This is a genomic window from Sediminicola arcticus, assembly GCF_040566695.1.
GTDB classification, from domain to species: domain Bacteria; phylum Bacteroidota; class Bacteroidia; order Flavobacteriales; family Flavobacteriaceae; genus Sediminicola; species Sediminicola arcticus.
This window is the reverse complement of record NZ_JBEXAE010000003.1, coordinates 290,226-312,877: the sequence shown is the minus strand read 5'-3', so window position 1 is coordinate 312,877 and position 22,652 is coordinate 290,226. Positions and strand designations below refer to the sequence as shown.

19 protein-coding genes are annotated in these 22,652 nt (G+C 36.6%); 4 read left to right on the top strand and 15 right to left on the bottom strand.

Annotated elements, in window-relative coordinates; all coding sequences use genetic code 11:
• Window positions 1-13: 13 nt before the first annotated feature.
• Window positions 14-1,363: a DEAD/DEAH box helicase gene (locus ABXZ36_RS08100; RefSeq protein ID WP_354615005.1), complete on the bottom strand. Its 1,350-nt coding sequence runs from the start codon at window positions 1,361-1,363 to the stop codon at window positions 14-16.
• A gap of 99 nt (window positions 1,364-1,462) precedes the next feature.
• Here ABXZ36_RS08100 and recQ point away from each other — a divergent pair, with 99 nt between their 5' ends.
• Both recQ and ABXZ36_RS08090 read left to right on the top strand, forming a co-directional pair.
• Window positions 1,463-3,571, top strand: a complete 2,109-nt coding sequence (gene recQ / locus ABXZ36_RS08095) for a DNA helicase RecQ (protein ID WP_354615004.1) — start codon at window positions 1,463-1,465, stop codon at window positions 3,569-3,571.
• 115 nt (window positions 3,572-3,686) lie between these two features.
• Window positions 3,687-4,346 carry a hypothetical protein gene (locus tag ABXZ36_RS08090; protein ID WP_354615003.1) on the top strand — a complete coding sequence of 220 codons (660 nt, stop codon included), beginning with the start codon at window positions 3,687-3,689 and terminating at the stop codon, window positions 4,344-4,346.
• Between the two features lie 67 nt (window positions 4,347-4,413).
• Here ABXZ36_RS08090 and ABXZ36_RS08085 read toward each other — a convergent pair whose 3' ends face one another.
• From ABXZ36_RS08085 to ABXZ36_RS08055, 7 genes are all read right to left on the bottom strand, one after another.
• Complete coding sequence (locus tag ABXZ36_RS08085) at window positions 4,414-5,283, bottom strand: acyl-CoA thioesterase (protein WP_354615002.1); 870 nt, start codon at window positions 5,281-5,283, stop codon at window positions 4,414-4,416.
• Between the two features lie 130 nt (window positions 5,284-5,413).
• Window positions 5,414-6,118: a DUF1003 domain-containing protein gene (locus ABXZ36_RS08080; RefSeq protein WP_354615001.1), complete on the bottom strand. Its 705-nt coding sequence runs from the start codon at window positions 6,116-6,118 to the stop codon at window positions 5,414-5,416.
• 72 nt (window positions 6,119-6,190) lie between these two features.
• Complete coding sequence (gene arsB, locus ABXZ36_RS08075) at window positions 6,191-7,246, bottom strand: ACR3 family arsenite efflux transporter (RefSeq protein ID WP_354615000.1); 1,056 nt, start codon at window positions 7,244-7,246, stop codon at window positions 6,191-6,193.
• A gap of 2 nt (window positions 7,247-7,248) precedes the next feature.
• Entirely contained in the window at window positions 7,249-7,875 is a 627-nt protein-coding gene (locus tag ABXZ36_RS08070) for an arsenate-mycothiol transferase ArsC (RefSeq protein ID WP_354614999.1), read from the bottom strand.
• Window positions 7,876-7,910: 35 nt separating this feature from the next.
• A complete protein-coding gene (locus ABXZ36_RS08065) occupies window positions 7,911-8,243 on the bottom strand; it encodes an ArsR/SmtB family transcription factor (protein WP_354615224.1) in 333 nt (110 codons plus the stop codon).
• Window positions 8,244-8,342: 99 nt separating this feature from the next.
• The gene (locus ABXZ36_RS08060) at window positions 8,343-10,271 is read right to left on the bottom strand and encodes a heavy metal translocating P-type ATPase (RefSeq protein WP_354614998.1); all 1,929 of its coding nucleotides are present in this window, start codon (window positions 10,269-10,271) and stop codon (window positions 8,343-8,345) included.
• Window positions 10,272-10,326: 55 nt separating this feature from the next.
• Entirely contained in the window at window positions 10,327-10,737 is a 411-nt protein-coding gene (locus tag ABXZ36_RS08055) for a Fur family transcriptional regulator (RefSeq protein ID WP_354614997.1), read from the bottom strand.
• Between the two features lie 107 nt (window positions 10,738-10,844).
• On the opposite strand from ABXZ36_RS08055, the gene rlmF reads away from it, so the two are divergent.
• Window positions 10,845-11,705 carry a 23S rRNA (adenine(1618)-N(6))-methyltransferase RlmF gene (gene rlmF, locus ABXZ36_RS08050; RefSeq protein WP_354614996.1) on the top strand — a complete coding sequence of 287 codons (861 nt, stop codon included), beginning with the start codon at window positions 10,845-10,847 and terminating at the stop codon, window positions 11,703-11,705.
• Window positions 11,706-11,740: 35 nt separating this feature from the next.
• Here rlmF and ABXZ36_RS08045 read toward each other — a convergent pair whose 3' ends face one another.
• The 4 genes from ABXZ36_RS08045 to ABXZ36_RS08030 all read right to left on the bottom strand — a co-directional run bounded on the left by ABXZ36_RS08045 (window position 11,741) and on the right by ABXZ36_RS08030 (window position 16,412).
• Window positions 11,741-13,297, bottom strand: a complete 1,557-nt coding sequence (locus tag ABXZ36_RS08045; protein WP_354614995.1) for a DEAD/DEAH box helicase — start codon at window positions 13,295-13,297, stop codon at window positions 11,741-11,743.
• Window positions 13,298-13,497: 200 nt separating this feature from the next.
• Complete coding sequence (locus ABXZ36_RS08040) at window positions 13,498-14,172, bottom strand: haloacid dehalogenase type II (RefSeq protein ID WP_354614994.1); 675 nt, start codon at window positions 14,170-14,172, stop codon at window positions 13,498-13,500.
• A 212-nt stretch (window positions 14,173-14,384) separates the two neighbouring features.
• Window positions 14,385-14,837 (bottom strand): cold-shock protein, encoded by a 453-nt coding sequence (locus ABXZ36_RS08035; RefSeq protein ID WP_354614993.1) that lies wholly within the window; start codon window positions 14,835-14,837, stop codon window positions 14,385-14,387.
• A gap of 306 nt (window positions 14,838-15,143) precedes the next feature.
• Window positions 15,144-16,412: an MFS transporter gene (locus ABXZ36_RS08030; RefSeq protein ID WP_354614992.1), complete on the bottom strand. Its 1,269-nt coding sequence runs from the start codon at window positions 16,410-16,412 to the stop codon at window positions 15,144-15,146.
• Window positions 16,413-16,595: 183 nt separating this feature from the next.
• On the opposite strand from ABXZ36_RS08030, the gene ABXZ36_RS08025 reads away from it, so the two are divergent.
• Complete coding sequence (locus ABXZ36_RS08025) at window positions 16,596-17,429, top strand: OmpA/MotB family protein (protein ID WP_354614991.1); 834 nt, start codon at window positions 16,596-16,598, stop codon at window positions 17,427-17,429.
• 82 nt (window positions 17,430-17,511) lie between these two features.
• Here the strand turns inward: ABXZ36_RS08025 and treF are convergent, their stop codons facing one another.
• From treF to ABXZ36_RS08010, 3 genes are all read right to left on the bottom strand, one after another.
• Window positions 17,512-19,089, bottom strand: a complete 1,578-nt coding sequence (gene treF, locus ABXZ36_RS08020; protein ID WP_354614990.1) for an alpha,alpha-trehalase TreF — start codon at window positions 19,087-19,089, stop codon at window positions 17,512-17,514.
• A gap of 132 nt (window positions 19,090-19,221) precedes the next feature.
• A complete protein-coding gene (locus ABXZ36_RS08015; protein WP_354614989.1) occupies window positions 19,222-21,876 on the bottom strand; it encodes an MGH1-like glycoside hydrolase domain-containing protein in 2,655 nt (884 codons plus the stop codon).
• A 175-nt stretch (window positions 21,877-22,051) separates the two neighbouring features.
• A complete protein-coding gene (locus tag ABXZ36_RS08010) occupies window positions 22,052-22,651 on the bottom strand; it encodes a hypothetical protein (protein WP_354614988.1) in 600 nt (199 codons plus the stop codon).
• Window position 22,652: the final 1 nt, after the last annotated feature.

Genomic DNA, 22,652 nt, shown 5'->3' with positions numbered 1-22,652 from the left:
AAAGAAGACGATATTATTTACGCTTATTGCGTTTGTTGTAGTTCTTATCACCCCTAGTTTTAGGTTTCTTGTATTTTTCGGCTATAATTCTTTTATAAGACCCCCCTTGATTGGTTTTCTTATTCTTTTCACTTTTTTCATGGAAGCCAGAACCTGCATCCTCTGATCGCTCATCTGGATTGTTAGCTTCTATAATTTTTGGTCGTTCTTCCGGAGTCAATTCCTCCGATATAGCAACCTTTTCTGGCATGTCCATAATAGGAATACTGTAGTCCATAAGTTCCTCGATGGCTTCTTTATAAGGAGCCTCATTTTCCGTATAAAAAAGAATTGATTTTCCCAGCTCCTCTGCCCTACCCGTTCTTCCGATACGGTGCATATAGTTTTCTGGATAATTGGGGGTATCAAAATTGATAACATGAGAAATTTTGTCCAGGTCCAAGCCACGAGCCATTATATCGGTAGCTACCAATATTCTATTTTTGCCCGCGTCAAACTGATTAATAGATCGCAAGCGATAGTTTTGAGTTTTGTTGGAATGAATCACAGCGGATTCTTCTGCATACCGTTCTTCCAGACACTCAAATACTTTGTCGGCACTTCTTTTGTTAGATACAAAGATAAGTACCTTATGAAATTCTTGTTTTTCTCTTAAAAGATGATTCAATAAGTTTATTTTAGTATAAAAATTTGGAACAGCGTATACCTGTTGCGAAATATTATCCAAAGGAGTTCCACTTACCGCTATGGATATTTTGGTAGGGATAACAAAAAAGTCATTTATTAAAGCCTCCACATCATCCGTCATGGTTGCGGAAAACATTATATTTTGTCTTTTTTCAGGTAACAGTTCAAAAATATTTATTAATTGAAACCTAAATCCAAGATCTAGCATTACATCTACTTCATCTATAACCAATTTTTTAACCTCTTTCAACTGTAGGGCCCTACTTAGGACTAAATCGTACAATCGTCCGGGAGTAGCCACTACTATATCCGCGCCTTGGGCAACAGATTGAACCTGGGTGTTCATGTTAACGCCTCCATAGACACCGACAACCCTTACGGTGAGATATTTTGCAAAGCTTTTAATTTGTTCCACTACCTGTACCACCAATTCTCGTGTTGGGACCATCACTAAGATTCTAGGATTGGTCTGTTTGGAAAATTTCAGGTCTTGTAATAGGGGTAACGTATAGGCAAATGTCTTCCCAGTTCCTGTTTGGGCAATACCTACCATATCTTTTCCCGACAGAATAACAGAAAATGCCCCTTCTTGAATAGGGGTTGGAACATCAAACCCTAAATCTTCAATCGCGTAATGAAGTTGCTTGGATATGTTGAAATTTTCGAAGGTACTCATGGGTAAAAATTTATGCAAAGGTATGGTATTCTATCACATTCTATTTTTCTAAGGATTGGAATTAGTTTTATTTTGCAGAACAAATATTAAAATAAACCTTTGACCCATTCTAACAACCTAATTCCCACTTTAAAAAAACACTTCGGATTTGATAGTTTTCGAAACCAGCAGGAAGAAATTATCAATGCTGTTTTGGACCAAAAAGATTGTTTGGTGATTATGCCTACAGGTGGAGGGAAATCTATATGTTTTCAACTGCCGGCGTTGATGTTCAAGGGTATTACATTGGTGATTTCACCCCTTATTGCCCTAATGAAAGATCAGGTAGATGGGTTGCGGGCTAATGGTATAGAGGCCGACTATTTTAATAGTAGTCAGACAGCAGATGAGCAGCAGCATATACTGGAAAAAGTAGCTACAGCTAAGCTTAAATTACTTTATGTTGCACCTGAAAGTCTAGGTGCCTTGGAAAATATCTTAAATGAAAAGTATATCAGCTGTGTAGCCATAGACGAGGCACACTGTATCTCTTCTTGGGGGCATGATTTCCGTCCCTCATATCAACAATTGTCCTTTTTAAAAAAGGCATTAACTAATACTCCTATTATCGCCCTTACAGCAACGGCAGATAAGGCAACGAGGCAAGATATAATGGAGCAGTTACAAATACCAAATGCCAAACAATTTATCACCTCTTTTGACCGTAAAAATATTAGACTAGAAGTACGCCCTGCTAACGATAGGGTGAACCAGATTATAGATTTTATAGCGCAACGACCAAATCAATCAGGCATTATTTATTGTTTGAGCCGTAAATCTACAGAGCAGTTAAAGGAAAGATTACAAAGTAAGGGGATAGACGCCCAAGCGTATCATGCTGGGTTAAATTTTCAGGAGCGCACTAAAGTGCAAGAAGATTTTATATTTGATAAAACCCAAGTGGTCTGCGCTACAGTGGCTTTTGGAATGGGAATAGATAAGTCTAATGTGCGTTGGGTAATTCATTACAACATGCCTAAAAACTTAGAGGGATACTATCAAGAGATTGGCCGCGCAGGAAGGGATGGTACCAAGGCAAAAGCACTATTGTTTCACAGCTATGCAGATGTATTACAATTGCGACGTTTTATTGATGGCGCTTCAAATGAGCAATTACAGATTGCCAAATTAGAACGGATGAAGCAATTTTCTGAAGCCACAAGTTGTAGACGAAAAATACTTCTCAGTTATTTTGGAGAACTTTTGGCTACGAACTGCGGGAATTGTGACGTTTGTAAAAACCCACCACAATTTTTCAATGGGACAGTTATTGCTCAAAAGGCCTTATCTGTGATTACAAGATTAAGACAAGGGGAATCTATGGGGGTGATTATTGATGTGCTCAGGGGAGCAAAAAATGCAACTACCCTAGAAAAGCAGTATTACCAACTTCCTTCTTATGGTATTGGAAATGATATTTCATGGAAAGACTGGCAGCATTATATCATTCAATTGATAGATCAAGGGTATTGCGAGATAGCGTTTCATAAACACAACGCCCTGCAACTTACTCATTTTTCCAAGGAAGTACTTTTTAATGGACAGGAAGTGCAAATGACTAAACCTGTAGATAGGAGCGAAAAACTAGAAGAAAAACAAGAAAAAACCAAAAAGTCTAAAAAAACAAATACATTATTTGAAAGATTACGATTACTTCGCTTAAAAATCTCCTTGGAGGAAAATATACCTGCCTATTTAATATTTAGTGATGCTACCTTAAAGGAAATAGAGGCCGAAAGGCCTATGAGCGAAACTGAATTTTTGCGGATTAGTGGTGTGGGCGAACGTAAGATGGACGTTTACGGGTATGAGTTTATTGCTGAAGTCAAGACTTTTATGACGGAGAAAAAAAAGAAACGCAAGTCGTCCGACACTGTTAAGCTAACCTATGAAATGTATAAGCAGGGAATGTCCATAGAAGCTATTGCAGAAGCACGTGATATAAAAGCACCTACAGTATTTTCTCATTTGTCCAAACTTTACAGTGAAGGTAAGGATATAGATATGTGTCAATTTGTTACCAAAGCGGAAGTCAGTTTGGTAAAAAAAGCGAAAAAGGAATTGAATTCCCCTGAAGGCCTAAAGCCTTATTTTGAATATTTTAAAGAGGAACTGGAATATTCTAAAATACGTTTGGCATTAACCATTCTCGAAAAGGAAAATAGATAAACCTCAAAATAACAATTGGGTAACGGAATATTTAGTTGATAAATGTCATTTCATTTGAGTCCACAGAGTCTTAACTTTTAATTTTGAACCACTTTGAGTACTTAAAACGCCAAAAATGAATGGAAATTCCAAATATAATATACCCATAGAAATACTAATTCCACTGATAGGAATGCTGTTGTTTTTGGTGTTTTATTTCAAGGCGGCTATGATCTATCCAGGAGGTTCTCAATTTTTCCCATCCGAAGAAGGTTTTAGCTTCCAAAATAATTATTTATGCGATTTACTTGATAGTAACACAAGGAGTGGAGCACCAAATCCTTCAAAGTCATTGGCGCGTTTTGCGCTATTTCTATTATGTAGTTGTTTAACGGTGTTATGGTATTACATACCAAAGCTTTTTAAAAAAAAAGGTGTCCCTATATTAATCGTTAGAGTCGCAGGAATTTCAGCTTTGGGTACCACCTTATTTTTATCTACTGCCGCTCACGATCTTGTAATCTATATTTCCGGATTTATTGGCTTATTAGCTATGGTCATTACTGTAATGGAGCTTTTTAAAGCTGGATATCAAGAGCTTTTTGCTTTGGGAGTTTTTTGTTTGATTATTTTTCTTTTGAATTTTTATATCTACGAATCAGGTACCCTCATAATGATACTTCCTGCAATTCAAAAAATTACATTTGTAAGCTTTATTGGTTGGTTTGTGCTTTTGGATGTTTCTATTTATAGAAAAATGCGTACCCCTAAAAAGAGGATTAATAAGGACACGTAATTATACCAAATGTCTTTAAATTTGAGCAAAGTAACTATGAGCAACATAAACGTTAAAAGTACAGGGCCTATTGCTTTTTTAATGGTCTTAAAAGCCCCTCTTGGGCGACCGAAGCAATAAGTTTTCCATCCCTTGAATATATATTCCCTCTAGAAAATCCCCTTGCATTACCAGAACTCGGAGAGTCCATAGAAAAAAGAATCCAATCGTCAAAATCGAATTCCCTAAAGAACCACATGGAATGGTCCAAACTGGCCATTTGCAAATTGCCGTAATGTGCCTTACTTGCATTAGGTAAAACAGCAGTTAGAAGAATATTATAATCAGAGATATAAGTAAGTATTTGCTGTTTTATAGGTAATTCCAATCCATTAGCACTCCCTTTTAATTTAAACCATATATCGTTATAAGGAGGAAGGTCCTTTCTATCCATTGGATTAGCTATAACATTAGGTTTGAAATCTATGGGACGTTCAATCTCCAAAAATTCTCGTCTATTTTTAGGCATTAAGTTTCCGTATTGTTCCAAGAGGTCTTCCCAACTTAATAATTTTTCTGGTGGTTTTATGTCGGTTTTCATGGGTATTTGATGCTCGTATCCCGCTTCTATCTTATGGAATGAGGCTGAAAGGATAAAAATTATTTTATCCTTTTGTAATGCGGTCACCCTTCTTGTAGAAAAACTGCCCCCATCCCTAATGATACTAACCTCATACCTAATGGGCAACTCCAAATTCCCAGCTTCCAAAAAGTAAGAATGCAGGGAATGCAAAATGCGATTGTTGGCAATAGTTCTGTAAGCTGCATTTAGGGCCTGAGCTAATACCTGTCCACCAAAAACATTAGGGCTGCCAATAGTTTTGCTCTCCCCTTCAAATTGATTTGGACCAATTTCTGTTAGTTCTAATATATGAAGTAATTCCTTTGCTGAGTTCATGCAATATTTTCTTATAAGGGCTCAAAGATAAAAAGAATTGAAGGTTACTAGAATTTAACATCAACAAAATATTTTCAAGAGATTTATAGTTGCCCAATAAATCAACAATTCTTAATATTCTGAAAAAGGACTACTTTTTAATTTCCAATTGTTTCATGATGTCTCCCATCATTTCTACCTGTACCTGCTGAATATTTAATAATTCCTGCTGTTGGTGAATGATAAGGTGATCCAACTTTTCATGCAACATTCTAATCTCTAGTTCGGCCTTCAGGTTCACCATATAATCCTGTTTGGAACGATCACGATCCTTTTCCTCCTGTCTATTCTGACTCATCATAATTACAGGTGCCTGCAGAGCTGCTAAACATGATAGGATAAGATTCAAAAGGATAAAGGGATAGGGATCAAAACCTTTTTCTGCTAAAAACAGGATATTGATTACTATCCATGTTAAAATAAAAACCCCAAAAATGATAATGAATCTCCAGCTTCCACCGAAGGAGGCTATTTTATCAGCCAATCGCTGTCCGAAGGTAAAGGTTACACCTTCAGCTTCAACGTCCATTTTGGTTGTTACAGTTTCGTGGTTTTGAATGGTTTTAAGCACATCTTCCTCCAATTCAGACAATTCACCAACTTCTTTGAGAAGGTATTGCGCTAAATATTTTTCTCTATAAAGGTTTAATTCTGAAATTGAGATAAGACTGTTAAGAGTAAATTTTTCATGATCCTTGTGAATGAGATCAAATATAGATTTTCGTATGGTTTTGGCATGGACTTTTTCACTTTCCTGAAATTCACTCTTGGATATAGAACTGATAAAGGTTGTCATTATTTTAATTTTAGTTCAAAATAAAATTAGTGATTAATTCCATGATAAAAGATGGGTAGAATTAATAAATGTTTACACCACTTTCAAGGGTTTGTAATATTTTTTTCTCAACCAAAATGCAACCCTAACCAATAAAATTAATGCAGGAACTTCAACCAAAGGACCAATTACCCCAGCAAAAGCCTGACCAGAATTAATTCCAAAGACTCCAATGGCCACGGCTATGGCCAATTCAAAATTATTACCTGCGGCCGTAAATGAAATAGCAGCATTCTTATCATAAGTCGCACCCATGGCCTTGCTAAAGAAAAATCCAATAATAAACATTATGGTAAAATAAAAAAGTAAGGGAATGGCTATAACAATCACATCCATTGGGATCTTTACAATCAATTGTCCTTTCAAGGAGAACATGACTACTATGGTAAATAATAGGGCAATCAAAGTCATTGGTGATATAAAAGGAATGAAGGTGTTGGTATACCACTCCTCCCCTTTTAAACGAACCAGTATTAATCTACTCATTATACCTGCCAGAAATGGAATTCCCAGGTATATGGCCACACTTTCCGCAATATCACTAATATAGATGTCTACAACTGCTCCCTCAAAGCCAAAATAAGGAGGTAAAATGGTAATGAACAGCCAGGCATAAAAACTATATGCAAATACTTGAAATATACTATTCAGTGCCACTAGTCCAGCTCCATATTCGCTGCTACCCTCGGCAAGATCGTTCCAAACCAATACCATAGCAATACAACGGGCCAGACCAATTAAGATTAACCCTACCATATATTCTGGATAATCTTGGAGAAAAGTAATGGCAAGGATAAACATTAATATTGGTCCTATGATCCAGTTTAAAATAAGGGATATGGAAAGTATTTTTACATCTTTAAATACTTTTGGCAATAGGGAATAATTAACCTTTGCCAATGGAGGGTACATCATTACAATGAGTCCAATGGCAATAGGGAGATTGGTGGAGCCACTACCAAATGAGTCGATTAAGTTAGGGATTGAAGGGAAAAAGAAGCCAAATGACACCCCTACCCCCATTGCCAGAAATATCCATAAGGTGAGATAACTATCTAGGAAGCTCAGTTTTTTTTTGGTTTGGGTCATGATTAAGAGTTTATTTGGGCAAAAACATAGGTTAATTCAGTTGCGATCTGTAAGCTTCGTTCGCTGTATTTTTGAACTTGTTGGGATGTGCCATCAAAAGCTTTTGGATCCTCATAGGTAATTGGGATACGCTGATCCGCTCCTGATATAAAAGGGCAACCGGCATCTGCCTGGGAACAGGTCATGATAGCAGCAAAGTCTGACTTTGGGTTAAATTCTGAGTCGTAGGTCTTCGAAAACCCAATGATTGGATGTTCATTTGGTCCATATTTGATATTAAAAACTGGATTTGGTTCTTTAGATAGGGAAAAAACTTCAAATCCATGATCCTTTAGTGTGGCCGCAACCATAGGAAACAAGGCGATAGCCTCGGTGCCTCCAGAATAGCAAAAGACCCGATCTATGCCATAATAAAATGCAGCAGTTTGAGCCCATACCTGAGACAAATGACTACGTCTAGAGTTATGGGTGCAAATAAAATTTAAATAGATTGGCTCCTTGTTTTTTACTTTAATTTGAATGTATTGGATTATAGGTTGCAGAACATCCAATCGCTCCTTTGGAATTGATTTCAACTCTAAGGATTGGATGGTTTCCTGTAGTTTCGGGAAAATACTTTCTTTATTCATGTATTGAAATACAATATTAAAAATTGAAAAATTGATTAACAGCAGCTTGTATTTGCCTTGGATTCTTGGGTGAGGAAGTTGGTAAGAAGAAAAGACATTTCCTTCCAAACCGTTTGATCTATACAATAGCAAACGCTAGTACCTTCTACACTACCCTTAATAAGGCCAAGGTTTTTTAATTCCTTTAAATGTTGGGAAATAGTAGGCTGAGCCAATCCGATTTCACTAACAAGATCTCCACAAATACAAGTATCCGATTTAAAAAGGTGTTGTAGAATAGCGACTCTAGCAGGATGTCCTATTGCCTTTGCCAGTAGTGCAATTTTGTTCTGTTCGTCCGTGAATATTTCTGTTTTGGTAAGTCCCACTTCTTTATATTTATACATTGCAATATTACAATTAAATAAGATAATAGTGAGAAGGACTTACATTAACTTATCGTAAAAAAAATACTTAATCACTATATTTTAGAAATTCATTCGCTGAATCCGCACAGAATTTAATATGGCCAATAAGGCCACACCAACATCAGCAATAACAGCTGCCCACATAGTTGCCAATCCTACAGTACCCAAAATCAAAACTAAGATCTTAACCCCCAAAGCCAAGGAAATGTTTTGCCAAATAATTTTTTTGGCAGCTACACCTATAGCTATCGCTGTGGCTACCTTAGAAGGTTGATCGGTCTGTATGACAATATCAGCTGTTTCCACTGCTGCATCGCTTCCTAAACCTCCCATGGCTATGCCTACATCTGCAAGGGTAATAACCGGAGCGTCATTGATACCATCACCAACAAAGGCCACTATTCTTCCCTCTTTTTTTAATTTATCTACTTCTAATATCTTTTCTTCCGGTAATAAGCCTCCAATAGCTTTTTGAATCCCCAATTCTTTGGCAATTGTATCTACTACCTCTTGCTTGTCTCCAGAGAGGATTATTGTTTCCTTAATTTTTAAACTGCTAAGGCGCTTTACAGCTTCCAAGGCATCATCCTTTAGCGCATCTGCAACTGCGATGTAACCTGCATAAATATGGTTTATAGCGATTAGAATTAAGGTTTGTCCCTTGGAATGTAAATCAGAATTATAGGCAATATTGTACTTATCTAGTAACTTGCTATTTCCGGCAAGAACGTTGTATTCCCCTACTTTTCCAACTAGGCCATGACCAGAAATTTCTTCTACGTTTGTTGTTTTTAAAGTTGAGTTTTTGATGTTGGTATAGGATACAATGGCCTTGGCTATGGGATGGGTGGAGTTTGCCTCCAAGAGGGCAATCAGTTCCAGTAATAATTCCTTCTCTACACCATCGGCATGCACTTCTTGAACTTCAAAAATTCCTTTGGTTAATGTCCCAGTTTTGTCCATAACAACAGTATCTACTTTGGTCATTAAGTCCAAAAAATTAGAACCCTTAAAAAGTATTCCATTTCTTGATCCCGCACCGATTCCTCCAAAATACCCCAAGGGGATAGAGATGACCAAGGCGCATGGACAAGAAATTACCAAAAAGATAAGCGCCCTTTGAAACCATGTTTGAAAAACATAATCTGAACCCAAAAAGAAAAATGGTAACACTACAACAGCAATGGCCATCCAGAAAACGATAGGGGTATAAACTTTCGCTAATCTATTAATCAACAGTTGGGTTTTTGCTTTTCTGCCGGCCGCATCCTGAACCATTTTGAAAATCTTTGACAATTTGGTATCCTCAAAATCCCTGTTAACCTTTATTTTAACAGGTTTTTCGAGGCTGACGGAACCAGCATAAACCACTTCTGCTTTTTGTTTGTATTCAGGGGTAGACTCCCCAGTAAGAGCAGCAGTATTGAAATTGGCCTCTAGTGATACTAATTCTCCATCCAGGGGAACGTTCTGCCCTGGTTTCACCAAAATGACCTGCCCTATTTTTACCTTTTTTGGATGCATGGTAATTGTAGTATCATTTTCAAGTACCGTTGCTTCTTCTTCCTGTATTTTAAGAAGGGACTCAATAGATTTTTTTGCATTTTTAACCGCTAGATCTTGGAACAACTCTCCCACAACATAAAACAACATAACCGCCACCCCTTCAGCATAGGAACCTATTATAAAGGCTCCAATAGTTGCGACGGACATCAAGACAAATTCATTGTAGATTTTGCCTTTAGCAATTAATTTGGCAGACTTTAATAATACGGGGGCTCCTATAATGATATATGTTATACCTAACCATATAAAGGCTATTATTGGAGAAAAAAAAGACAGCTCAAAAAAACTGAAGGCCAGTCCTAGAATTAAAAGTACCAGAGATACAACCGGAATTCCATAGGTATTATTCAGGATATTTATGGATTGGTTTTGTTCTGTAGCATGTTCCGAGCTATCTACACATTGTTCACAGGACTTACTCATGGAGTATTTTTTTTACAAAAATAACCCGAAACCAAGTGCAACGGAATTGCATTTATTAAGTACAGTCAGGACAAATTCCCTTTACAACCAGGTTGATTTCTTCAGAAATAAAGTTATTAGGTAGATCTAAGGTGGGTATTTTATGTTTCGGCAAACAAAAGGTTTCATTGCATTGGTTGCAATGAAAGTGTACATGAAGATCATTGCCAATCTCACAATTGCAGCCGTCAGCACAACGTGCATATTTTGCAACACCTGTGCCGTCATCAATTTTATGAGCTATGCCATTTTCAACAAAAGTAATTAGGGTGCGGTATAGTGTAGTCCGATCAGATTTATCAAATTTACCTTCTAGATCACTAAGACTGATGGCCAAGTTTTTTTCGGATAGAAATCGCAGCACCAATAAGCGCATTGCTGTAGTCCTTACGTTATTTTGCTCTAATTTTTGATCCAAGCCTTCCATCCCTTAAAATTACAGAATAGATCTGAGAATATAGATTATGATACCCCAATTTTACCATAAAAGGTTAAAATGGACCTATCTTTATACCTCACAAAATATTTTTTGTTTTGCATCCAAAGAACATCCATAATTCGCCATACGATTTTGAGGCCTTAGTAAAGGCTTCTCCAGCCCTATTACCCTATGTGCATAAAAATAAATATGCTAATTTAACTATCGACTTTTCTGTAAATGAAGCAGTAATAGCCTTAAATAATGCACTTTTAGTACTGCATTACAGGGTAGATAATTGGAAAATTCCTGCTAATTATCTTTGTCCACCAATTCCAGGTAGGGCAGATTATATCCATTATATATCAGATTTATTGGATGTAGATAATTGTAAGGGAAATATAGTGGGCCTAGATATTGGGGTTGGGGCTAATTGTATCTATCCCATTCTAGGCGCCCAGATCTATGATTGGACAATGGTAGGTGCAGATATTGATATAGCAGCAGTTGAAGCGGCCCTAATCAATGTTTCCTTAACATCTGCTTTGGCACAAAAAATAGAGATACGTCAACAGAACAATAATGCCCATATTTTTAAAGGAATCATAAAAGAAGGAGAATATTATAATTTCACCATGTGCAATCCGCCCTTTCATTCCTCCAAGGAAGAAGCAGAAAAAGGAACATTGCGAAAATTGAATAACCTATCTGGCACTAAAAAACTTTCACTCAATTTTGGTGGCCAAGCCAATGAATTATGGTGCAATGGGGGTGAATCCTTATTCATCAAAAGAATGATCAAGGACAGTGTGGGATTTAAGGATCAAGTAGGATGGTTCACCACCCTTGTTTCTAATAAAGAACACCTTTCAAAGATCTACAAACTATTGCAAAAGCTAAACGCACAGCACACTACGGTACTCATGGGACAGGGTAATAAACAAAGTAGATTTTTGGCCTGGAATTTCAGACCATAATCAGTTACTAAAAAAAGGTGGACTTTAAAAAAGAGCTACTCTTCTGGTGGTCTGCCGTGAATTTCTTCAAAAACCGCATCAAAATTATCTCTTAGGTAGGCTCTTAATTTTTTGCGATAGTCATCATTTAACCAATCTACAAAATTAAAAGTACTACGGCTGATACATTTGGTATAACGTTGAATTCTATAGTCGATATCATCTCCCAACATTTTTGCCAAAGAATAAGAATCGTAAACATCCTCACTGTTTTCAACACAAATTTTGGCGTGATGCTCAATGGACCGTTCCAAAACTACCTTTGAAGATTCCCCTTTATTAATAGAGTCGATATAGGTTTGCTTAATATCAAAATAAACATCTTTTGATTTAGCGAATTCAGCACGCAACTCCTCTGGCATTTCATACCTGAAATTACTTTCGAGATCTTCATCGTTCAGAAGGTTGTCCAAGTAATAATTAGGCGAGTGGAATATTTTTTGCCAGTCCAAATCGGCTCCCCAAGGGCCAAAGCGGTGGAAATTGTTTCCCAGGTCAATAACAGTAAAGGTAGATTTGTTTCTCAAAATACGGGATCCACGACCAATCATCTGATAATAAAGAGCTAACGATTTTGTAGCTCTGTTTAGAATGATGGTATCTACGGTAGGCTCATCGAATCCAGTGGTCAAAATACTCACCGATGTTAATATGGCATCGGGGGTTTCCTTGAACCATTTTAGAATTTGCTTTCTTTCTTTTTTGGTGGCAGTATTGTCTAAATGCATAATAGGATACCCTGCTCTTCTAAAGGTATCATATACGAACAAAGAAGTATTGATACCATTATTGAAAATCAATGTTTTCTTTCCTTTAGAACGTTCTTCATAGGCTTGCATCAACTTCCCCAGCATATCCGTTCCGGTATACAAATCATCAGATGATTTAACGGTATAATCCCCATTGGAGCCAATTTCCAAGGAGGTTAGTCCTACATTATAAGAATAGGTTTCTGCCCTTGCCAAAAATTCATTTTCTATAAGTGCCTCTATGGTTTCCCCTACAATCAAGTCGTTGTAGTTGTCTTTCATTGGAAGCTTTGTATTGGAACTTAAAGGCGTAGCGGTCACCCCTAAAATAAAGGAATTTTCAAAAAATTTAAACAACTTGGTAAAAGAATTATAGTGTGCCTCATCAATAATGACTAAACCAACATCAGATATGTCCAATTTATCATCATTCAACCTATTGTTTAACGTCTCCACCATGGCCACAAAACAGCTATAATCATCCTGATCGTCTAAATTGGCCTTACTGTCCACTACTTTATTTTTAACCCCAAACTCGGTTAACATATTGGAGGTTTGCTTGCAAAGCTCCACCCTATGTGTCAAAACTGCCACTTTTTTGTTGTGGTGTTTAAGATACTGACGTACCATTTCCGAGAAAATCACTGTTTTACCTCCACCGGTGGGTAGTTGGTACAGCAAATGATAATCATCTGGTGCTTCCTCAAAACATTTAAAAATTTTATCTATGGCTCCCTTCTGGTAGCTATATAGATCTTTGCCTGATTTTCTATCTTCTGTTTCGGAGGTTTTTACTGTGGACATGTATATGCTTTAGAGCATGTAAAAGTACGGCCTTTATAGGCTCTATGTCAAATGTTAAGTCCTAAATTATCTTAAAGTTTTTAGAAAAGGCGATTGAACCTCCAATATGAAGTGCACAACGAGAATACTTTTGGAGAGTTACGTATTAAATAAAGAGTTCATGTAACAGATTCAGCATTATTGTATAGTGCTCCTTTGCACTAAACCAAAGTCTGAGCTATTGATAGGATGTTACTTCCTATAATATCTGCTTCTTCTGCTAAGGGATATGGAAATTTACCTGGCCTGGATACAAATCCCGTCATCAATCCAGCTCTTTGCGCTCCAAGAATGTCCCATCCGTGTGCAGCTACCATCATAGTGTAAATTGGTGAAGCTTTCATTTCCTTTAAAACGTGAGCATAGGTCGTGGGATGTGGTTTAAACTGTTTTACACTTTCTACACTAAATAGTTCATCAAAAAAATGGTCTATCTCTGCATATTTTAATTGGGCTTTTACAACCTCCATGTTGCCATTAGTCAAGGCTACCATTTTTATTCCGCTATTTTTAAGAAGATTAAGACCTTGCAGTACATCGGGATGAGGTGGTAATTTTTTTATCAAACTGAGAATATCTTTTATTTTACTTTCAGAAATTTGTTTGTCAAATTTTTCTGCTGTCATTTTAAGAGTTGCTGCTCCAATTTTTCCAAAATCTTGATACTTTCCGCTTATAGATTCCACCAAAGAGTAGTGTAAGAGAGAAGAGAACCAACTATCAAAAGCAAGTTCATTACCCAAAGCATTATTAATAGCCACTTTCATAGGTTTTAAATCCAATAGGGTTTCATTTACATCAAAGATGAGTAACCTTGGTTTGGAGTGTATTGGCATGGTTTTTTTGGATTTCCGTTTGTTGTATGAAAGTATAAATAAACAAATGCACTTCAATGCCCTATAAAGTTATTTATAGGAAATTTAACGCATAACGAAAAATCGATAATATATCTATTTGATGTTAGAGGCGATCTAAATGGTAAGTTTTAGCACAATACTTAAAAGGTATAGAAGTACTGTGCTAAAAAATATAAAAATGTTGTTTAATACTAGATTTTTTTGACGCGAACGGCATTCATCCCTTTAAGTCCCTTTTCTAATTCAAAAGTAACTTTATCGTTCTCTAAAACTTCGTCTATGAGTCCACTGATATGGACAAAATATTTTTCTTGGGAGACACTGTCTATGATGAATCCAAAACCTTTGGAAGTATCAAAGTAAGATACCTTACCAGTTTTGTCCGCAACTTCTTCTTCTTCGTAATCCTCTTTCCTTGGAATTCCAATTACGATACTTTCCGCATCAACTTTGACCTTTTTAGATGGATCTGGTGGGGTATCTGTAAGATGTCCATTTTCATCCACGTAAGCAATCATATTCTCAAAGTCTCCTCCTTTTGAGTTTGCCTTACGTACTTCTTTCTTCTTCATTTTTTCCTCACGTTTTTTCAAACGCTTTTTCTCTTTTTCTTTTTTATTAAAGGTTTCCTGTGCTCTCGCCATTCGCTTTTACTATTAATTTATACTGTTAATGATTTAATTTTAACTTTAATATACAACTTTTCATGAGAAAATACTAAAAGAAGGCATGGAAAATAACAATTTTTGAGATTGATATACCGAATACCCAGTTCAGTGGTTTTAATCGAAGAAATGCAGCTAATTTTTCTTATTGTACATAGAAATGAGTACAAAGATAACACTACATTTTGATATTATAAAACTCTTTGGACAATTGGTTCGGATATCTCGAGGATTTCGTTAAAAAAATCTTAATTTTTTCGTATAATTTTATTCCATGAACAAAGCCTACTCTTCCAATTCATTTTTGTCCAAATCATCCTTCAGGTCTAATTTTCGGAAGGTAGGTGAAAAAAATCCAAATCCGAGAACTGTCAACAAGGTCATGGTGCCTCCAAAGACAACAGCGGTAACCGTTCCCATTAATTTGGCGGTTAGGCCGCTCTCAAAAGCTCCCAACTCATTTGAAGAGCCAACGAACATTGAATTTACAGATGATACACGCCCTCGCATATGGTCCGGTGTTTTTAATTGCAGAATGGTTTGTCTGATAATCATGGAAATCCCGTCAGTAACACCACTAAAGAAAAGGGCTAGGACGGATACCCAAAAAGTTTGAGACAGTCCAAAAATGATGATAGATATACCAAATCCAAAGATAGCAACCAATAATTTCATTCCTGCCCTTTTATGTAACGGGAAATAGGCCGAAGCGAACATAATTATAAAAGCACCCACCGCAGGCGCCGCACGGAGAACGCCAAATCCCTCTGACCCTACTTTTAATATGTCCTGTGCATAAATAGGCAATAGCGCTATAGCCCCTCCAAAGAGTACCGCAATCATATCTAACGTAATAGCTCCAAAAATAGCCTTGGTCTTCAAAACATAAGTAACCCCTTCCTTTAAACTGGTCATAACCGATTCTCCTATTTTCGGATTCAAAATTGGTTTTTGAGGTATTTGATACAGAAAGAGTAACGCAAGGGCAGAAAAGACCACTATAAGACACATAGACCAATGAACCCCAATCCAAGTTATAGAAAAACCAGCTAAAGCAGGCCCTAAAACTGAGGCCATTTGCCAAACCGAACTACTCCAAGTAGCGGCATTCGGGTATATTTTTTTAGGAACCACTAAGGAAAAGAGAGAGAAAACGGTAGGCCCCATAAACGCTCTTACAAATCCGCCTAAGAATACCAAAAAATAAATGGAATATAGGATAAGGTTGGTGGACCAATCTCCCACTATTCTTGGCCAGGTCAATAAAAACAGCCCAAAACTTATCACAGAAAATCCAAGGAGACACTTTATCAGTAGATTCCTTTTTTCGGACTGATCTACTATATGTCCCGCAAATAAAGCCATACCCACTGCAGGAATCACTTCCATCAATCCAATAATTCCCAAGGATAATGGATTTTTCGTAATACTGTATACTTCCCATTCTATGACCACAAATTGCATGGACCACGCAAAAACCATCGCAAAACGCACCAATAAAAAAATATTAAATTCCTTAAAACGCAAGGCTGCATATGGGTCCTTTTTATTCATTAATAAGTCTTCAATATTTAGTTGTTAAATACTTTGTTATACGTTATTTGTCCTTTAATATTTGGTTTTCAAAATCCACTATACAACCCGTTACATCCTCTATTTGAGCGTGTAAAAATAAACATTAAATAGTCTAATTCTTCATTACGCCCGTATCTAATATTAGAACATTAAATATTTATCATGAAAAAAATTTCAATTAGTTTATTAACGGTAGTACTACTTGCTTCTTGTGTTTCTAAAAAGAAATATGTTCAATTGGAGCAGGAATATGGACAAACAAAAAGTCAGTTGACCAAAACTGCTGTAGAAAAGGAAGAACTTGAAGCTAAATTTGCTAAAATTGAAACAAGGGTAGCAGATTACAACTCCAAGATCAATGAATTGGCAGAGGAAAATGATGCTAAATTCGTAACTGTTGATGGAGTAGCAGTAATTTCCAATGATGTTAAAAAACAAATACGTAAGACATTGAAAAATGTTGCACCGGGAAAATTAAGTGAAGCCAAGACCCTTAAAGATTCCATGAATTTGGCCTTGTCCTACAACCTTCAAAAATCGTTAGATACCAGTTCCTTAAATGAGGATGAGGATATCGCCATCGATATTGATGAAACTTTGGTTATGATCTCAATTTCGGACAAATTATTGTTTAATACAGCTAGTTATAATATAAGTAACAAAGCAAATGATATTTTGCAAAAATTGGCTAACATCATCAATTCTGAACCTAGCATTGAGGTAATGGTAGAAGGACATACCGATGCCAGAACCATCAACACACCTAAATTGGCCGATAACTGGGATTTAAGTGTTATGCGTGCAACCTCAGTAGTAAGAAAACTGCAAAACGATTACAATGTAGCTCCTGAAAAGTTAATTGCTTCGGGAAGAAGTAGCTATCAGCCATTGGTCTCTAATGATACCAAAGACGATAGGGCTAAAAATAGAAGAACACGTATCGTGATCTTACCAAACATAGATAAGTTCTTTTCCTTAATGGCCTCTAAAGAGTAGGTTAGCATTGAACATATAACACATTAAAAGGCCATCGTTACTGATGGCCTTTTTTTTGTTTTAAATTGGAAATTGGACTGCCTTATTCCATTTCATTTAATAGTTGCCTAAATCCTAATGCAACTCCATTGGTCCATCCAAAACCATCCTGCAGATCGTACTCGCCACCTCCAGATAAAAGGGAAACATCTTCTACATTGTATTTTTCCATCATCTTGCCGGTATTGGCATATACTTTTTCATTCAGTCTCAACCATCGGACCATAATTTCCTTTGCTTCTTTATCAAAACCGTAATTCAATAACCCGTTTACAGCGATCCATTGCAATGGTGCCCATCCATTAGGGGCGTCCCATTGTTGACCACTATTTTCTAAAGTGGTCAATAGCCCACCATCCTTCAAGAAATCTTTCATTAAATGTTCTTTTACTTCTAGCGCCTGCTCTTGAGTTGCGAGGTTGAAAAACAGTGGAAAAGTACCAGCCAATGTCATTTGATTTCTAACCATTGCCTGAGGCATATTCAAATCCATAAAAAAAGAGGTTTCTTTGCTCCAAAATAATTCCTGTATGGCTTTGCTTCTCTGTTCTGCCTTCCTTTTATAGGTTTGTTCCGTTTCCGATCCTCCCTTTAACTGGTAACCTCGTGCCAATTGGGTTTCCATGAAATATAATAGACAGTTTAAATCTATGGGAGCAATAGTGGTTGTAGTAATGGTGCCAAAATCACCAGGTGTACCGTACCACCTTGTACTAAAGTCCCAACCAGATTCTGCCCCTGCTCTTAAATTTACATATAAATTCTTTTTTTCGATTTCCGTAGTAAATTGAGCTGCCAAATGAACATCTTCCTTATACGATTCTTGTCTAGGAGTATCCCTATTGTCCCAATATCTATTCAATACTGTTCCATTGGTTGTTTTTACTACATGCTTTATAAATTCTCCTACTTCCAAATCGGACTCGCCATCCATCCAAAAATTATATTCTTTTTCAATATACGGGAGATACTCCAAAAATTTCTGATCCTCCCCTTTCGTCAAAGAAGTGACCATTAAGGTATAAAACGGAGGCTGTGACCTAGAGAGGTAATAATTTCTAGTTCCATTTGGAATAAAGCCTAAAGTATCAATAAGGTGGCTGAAATTATCCACCATGTTTGTGGCCAAAGCATCTTTTTTATCGATAAGGAGACCCTCAATGGTAAAATAACTGTCCCAATAATAAATTTCTCGGAATCGCCCTCCTGGAACCACATATTCCTTGGGAAGTGGTATTCTTGAAGAATGTATCATAGCCTTATCAGGGCTTCTTGTGAGCATTCCCCAAATATTGCTTATATGTTGGTACATATTTTTAGTAGTATCCGTTTCAAAACGTGTATTACTAGTAAATTGATCAGAGAAATGAGAATTTACAAAAGTGTTTAACTCAAAATCTGGTCTATTTTTTTCTTGCCCATAAAGTGTAATCAATTCTTGGTAAGAACGGTCAGGGACCAAGTCCACAAAAGTTTTTGAATCCTTGAAAATGCTATTTAGTTGTACATCCTTGAATAATTGGCTTTCATAAAAATCAACTTTGGTTTCTTTTGGTGCCTCAGTTTTACAGGAAAAGGAAAGAAATAGGATGAGTATATAACCCCACTTTAAAATCTTCATAGGTTTAGTTTTACTCAAAAATAGTGTATTTTATTGCAAGAGAAGACTAACAAAAAAGTCCAAGAAGTTCTCCTTGGACGTAATCATTATCGTTAAACGGCAGATACCTTTTATTTCTAAGCTTAAGTACTCTTATTTATTACATTCGGTATTATCACAAAACTCATAGATTAAATTTGCTACAAGACCTGTCCAACCTGTTTGGTGGCAAGCCCCTACCCCACGGCCATTGTCTCCATGAAAATATTCGTAGAACAAAACAAGATCTTCAAATTTAGGATGTTGATAATACGATTTGTGTAGGGCATTTACCGGACGATTACCGTTTTTATCTTTTTGAAAGATAGACACCAATCTTTTGCCCAATTCTTCTGCTAACTCCTTCAAATTTTTATTCTTATTACTTCCTGTTGGGTATTCCATCTGCATATCTCCTCCATAAAAAGTATGATATTCCAGCAAGGATTCAATGAACATATAATTAATGGGAAACCATATAGGACCTCTCCAATTGCTATTACCACCAAAAAGAGAAACTGTGGATTCTGCTGGTTCGTAGTCTATGGAGTATGGTACACCGTCTATGGTTAGGGTATAGGTATTTTGTTCATGTATTTTGGACAATGCACGTATGCCATAATCGCTTAAGAATTCTTTTTCATCCAAGAGAGCCTTCATTAGTACTTTTAATCGGTCCTGAGATACTAATGACAGTAGTACACCATTTTTGGTACTACTTTGGATAACACGATATTTAGACTTGTACATGCGATAATTTCTGAACCACTCTAAACTTCTCTTAAAAGTAGGAAGTTTGTCCAAAGTATCTTCAGGGATCACTAACACTGCTGCAAGAGATAGCAGTCCTACGATAGATCTAATTTTAACGGGGACATGTTCCCCTGTAGGCTTTACTAGTCGGTCGTAAAAGAATCCTTCATTCTCATCCCAGTTACCAACCGTATCATTGTTTAAGTTGTTCAAAGCCTCAGCGATAAAAACAAAATGGCCCAAATACTTCGTGGCCATATCCTCAAAGGATTTATCCTCCAGAGATATCTCCAAAGAGATTTCTAACATGTTCAGGCAATACAATGCCATCCATGCGGTACCATCTACCTGCTCCAAATATCCCCCACCAGGAATGCCGTGACTTCTATCAAAGACCCCAATATTATCAAGACCTAAAAACCCCCCTTGAAAAACGTTATGTTCATTTTTATCCTGTTGATTGACCCACCATGTAAAGTTTAGGGCTAGTTTATTGAATATGCGTTTCAGAAAATCTATATCCCCTTTTCCTGTTTTCTTTTTGTCTATCTGATAAACCTGAAAGGCGGCCCAAGCTTGCACGGGGGGATTGACATCACTAAAATTCCATTCGTATGCAGGTATTTGCCCATTTGGTGCCATATACCATTCTTTGTTTAGAAGCATTAACTGGCCTTTTGCAAATTCAGCATCTAAATGTGCTAATGGCACACAATGGAAGGCGAGATCCCAAGCAGCGAACCATGGATATTCCCAGGCATCTGGCATGGAAAGAATATCATGCGTCCTCATAGTTTTCCATGTACTGTTGCGCCCGCTCCATCTTGATTTTGGTGGCTCCCCAGTTAACTTATCGCCACTTAACCATTGTTCTACATCATAATTATAGTATTGTTTGGTCCAGAGCATGCCAGCAAAGGCTTGTCGTTGAATATTTCCTAGGTCTTTATCATCCGTTTTTTTTAGTTCTCCATAGAACTCATCTGCTTGAGTGATCTTCTCTTCAAAATTGGTTTCAAATGATGCATCGAAGGGATTGGACTCTATTTTCTTTTTGGACAGTCGCAATCGTATGGTAACTTCACTTTTGCCTTTAATGTCTAGTTTATAATAAGGGGAAAATTTTGTACCCTCTTTTTTGCTTTCCGGTATTTTAAAATTATTACTGACCACAGCATCGTGGAAGAGGTCTTTTTTAAAAGGGTGGTCGTTCGGCTTATTATAAATTTTGGCATCATTAGTCTCATTTTCTGTGAATAAGAGCCTATCCGGTTTTTCAAAATAAAAATAGTAATCTCCAATATAAGGATGTGTAATATCTACAGAACCATATGTTTTACCCTGTTCGTTAGCTTTAATCAGAGGTTTTTGTGGCATTGGGTAGAAACTCCAATAATTCCTAATCCATAAGGTAGGTAGTACAGATATAGGCGCTTTTTTAACGCTCCTATTAGCAATTGTTATTTTGATTAGGATATCATCAGGGTCTGCCTTTGAGTATTCGGTGAATACATCAAAATATTCGTTTTTATCAAAAATTCCTGTATCCAGTAATTCATATTCCAATTCTTTCTTTCCTCTCATTTGATTCGTGGCTACCAAATCTTTGTAAGGAAAAGCTTTCTGAGGATATTTATATAGATGCTTCATGTAGGAATGTGTGGGGGTATTATCCAAATAGTAATATAGTTCCTTTACATCCTCCCCATGGTTTCCTTCTGGTCCTGTTAGTCCAAATAAACGTTCTTTTAATATATTATCTTTCCCATTCCATAGTGCCACTCCAAAGCATAGATTACAATAGCGATCTGAAATACCAGCAATCCCGTCCTCTCCCCATCTATACACCCTTAATCTAGAATGGTCATGCGGAAAATAATTCCATGCATCTCCATGCATACTATAATCTTCCCTAACGGTACCCCATTGACGCTCACTTAAATATGGACCCCATTGCAACCAATCTTTTTCGCCGCTATAGTTTTCTTTGAGTCTTTTTTCCTCTTCTTTAATCATAAAATAATCTACTTTTCGGAAGCGGAAAATACTTCTTTATCCCATAATTTCATCGTAAATCTAAATTTTTTATACAATATGAGCTGCTTTCCTGAATATTATGCAGATATGATAGGATAAACCATACAAATTGAGAAAATGGAACTTAGATTTTTACTTCTTTCATTTAAAAACACTAATCCAATTCTAACTCCTTTAATAACGCTTCTGCCGAATTTGTTGTTTTTTTATAACATGCATATCCCCATCTCGCGAAAAGAGCAATAAACACACCCATTATGACCACATACCAAAGCGGAAAGGTACCTTGTTGAAAGATGTCTTTACCTTTCATTAATTTGGAGAATACGGGCAAACAGGTCATCATAAATATAAAGGAAAGGTATATCCCCAAGCGTTGAATCATCAAAACCTTATTTTTTGCCTTGGAATAAGATATCAAAGTATCTTTAATATTTTTCTCTGTTATATTGATTTTTTGAATGTTTTTTAATGATCTAAGGGTTACTATAGGGAGACCTATTAAAAAAGCTATGGATAATACGCCACACACTTGTAAATACCATATATCCAATGTATTAAAATAGAATAACATATAAAGTGCAGCTATAAAGCAAATTATTGCTCCGAAGGTTTCTGCAATGGAAATAGTCCTAAATTTCCGTGTATATCTATCCTGTGTCATGTCTAATATGATTTTATCGGTTAATTTCTTTTGATGTTTCAGTTGGTCACTCATTTCGGACCAGACTGCCTGTATTTCTTCTAAGTCCATG

Coding starts and splice junctions, on each gene's coding strand:
- ABXZ36_RS08010 (WP_354614988.1), bottom strand. CDS start 22,651: ATGGACTTAGAAGAAATACAGGCAGTCTGGTCCGAAATGAGTGACCAA.
- treF (WP_354614990.1), bottom strand. CDS start 19,089: ATGAAGATTTTAAAGTGGGGTTATATACTCATCCTATTTCTTTCCTTT.
- ABXZ36_RS08035 (WP_354614993.1), bottom strand. CDS start 14,837: ATGGCGAGAGCACAGGAAACCTTTAATAAAAAAGAAAAAGAGAAAAAG.
- ABXZ36_RS08055 (WP_354614997.1), bottom strand. CDS start 10,737: ATGGAAGGCTTGGATCAAAAATTAGAGCAAAATAACGTAAGGACTACA.
- ABXZ36_RS08015 (WP_354614989.1), bottom strand. CDS start 21,876: ATGATTAAAGAAGAGGAAAAAAGACTCAAAGAAAACTATAGCGGCGAA.
- ABXZ36_RS08045 (WP_354614995.1), bottom strand. CDS start 13,297: ATGTCCACAGTAAAAACCTCCGAAACAGAAGATAGAAAATCAGGCAAA.
- arsB (WP_354615000.1), bottom strand. CDS start 7,246: ATGACCCAAACCAAAAAAAAACTGAGCTTCCTAGATAGTTATCTCACC.
- ABXZ36_RS08030 (WP_354614992.1), bottom strand. CDS start 16,412: ATGAATAAAAAGGACCCATATGCAGCCTTGCGTTTTAAGGAATTTAAT.
- ABXZ36_RS08040 (WP_354614994.1), bottom strand. CDS start 14,172: ATGCCAATACACTCCAAACCAAGGTTACTCATCTTTGATGTAAATGAA.
- ABXZ36_RS08060 (WP_354614998.1), bottom strand. CDS start 10,271: ATGAGTAAGTCCTGTGAACAATGTGTAGATAGCTCGGAACATGCTACA.
- ABXZ36_RS08085 (WP_354615002.1), bottom strand. CDS start 5,283: ATGAACTCAGCAAAGGAATTACTTCATATATTAGAACTAACAGAAATT.
- ABXZ36_RS08025 (WP_354614991.1), top strand. CDS start 16,596: ATGAAAAAAATTTCAATTAGTTTATTAACGGTAGTACTACTTGCTTCT.
- ABXZ36_RS08090 (WP_354615003.1), top strand. CDS start 3,687: ATGAATGGAAATTCCAAATATAATATACCCATAGAAATACTAATTCCA.
- ABXZ36_RS08100 (WP_354615005.1), bottom strand. CDS start 1,363: ATGAGTACCTTCGAAAATTTCAACATATCCAAGCAACTTCATTACGCG.
- ABXZ36_RS08080 (WP_354615001.1), bottom strand. CDS start 6,118: ATGACAACCTTTATCAGTTCTATATCCAAGAGTGAATTTCAGGAAAGT.
- ABXZ36_RS08070 (WP_354614999.1), bottom strand. CDS start 7,875: ATGAATAAAGAAAGTATTTTCCCGAAACTACAGGAAACCATCCAATCC.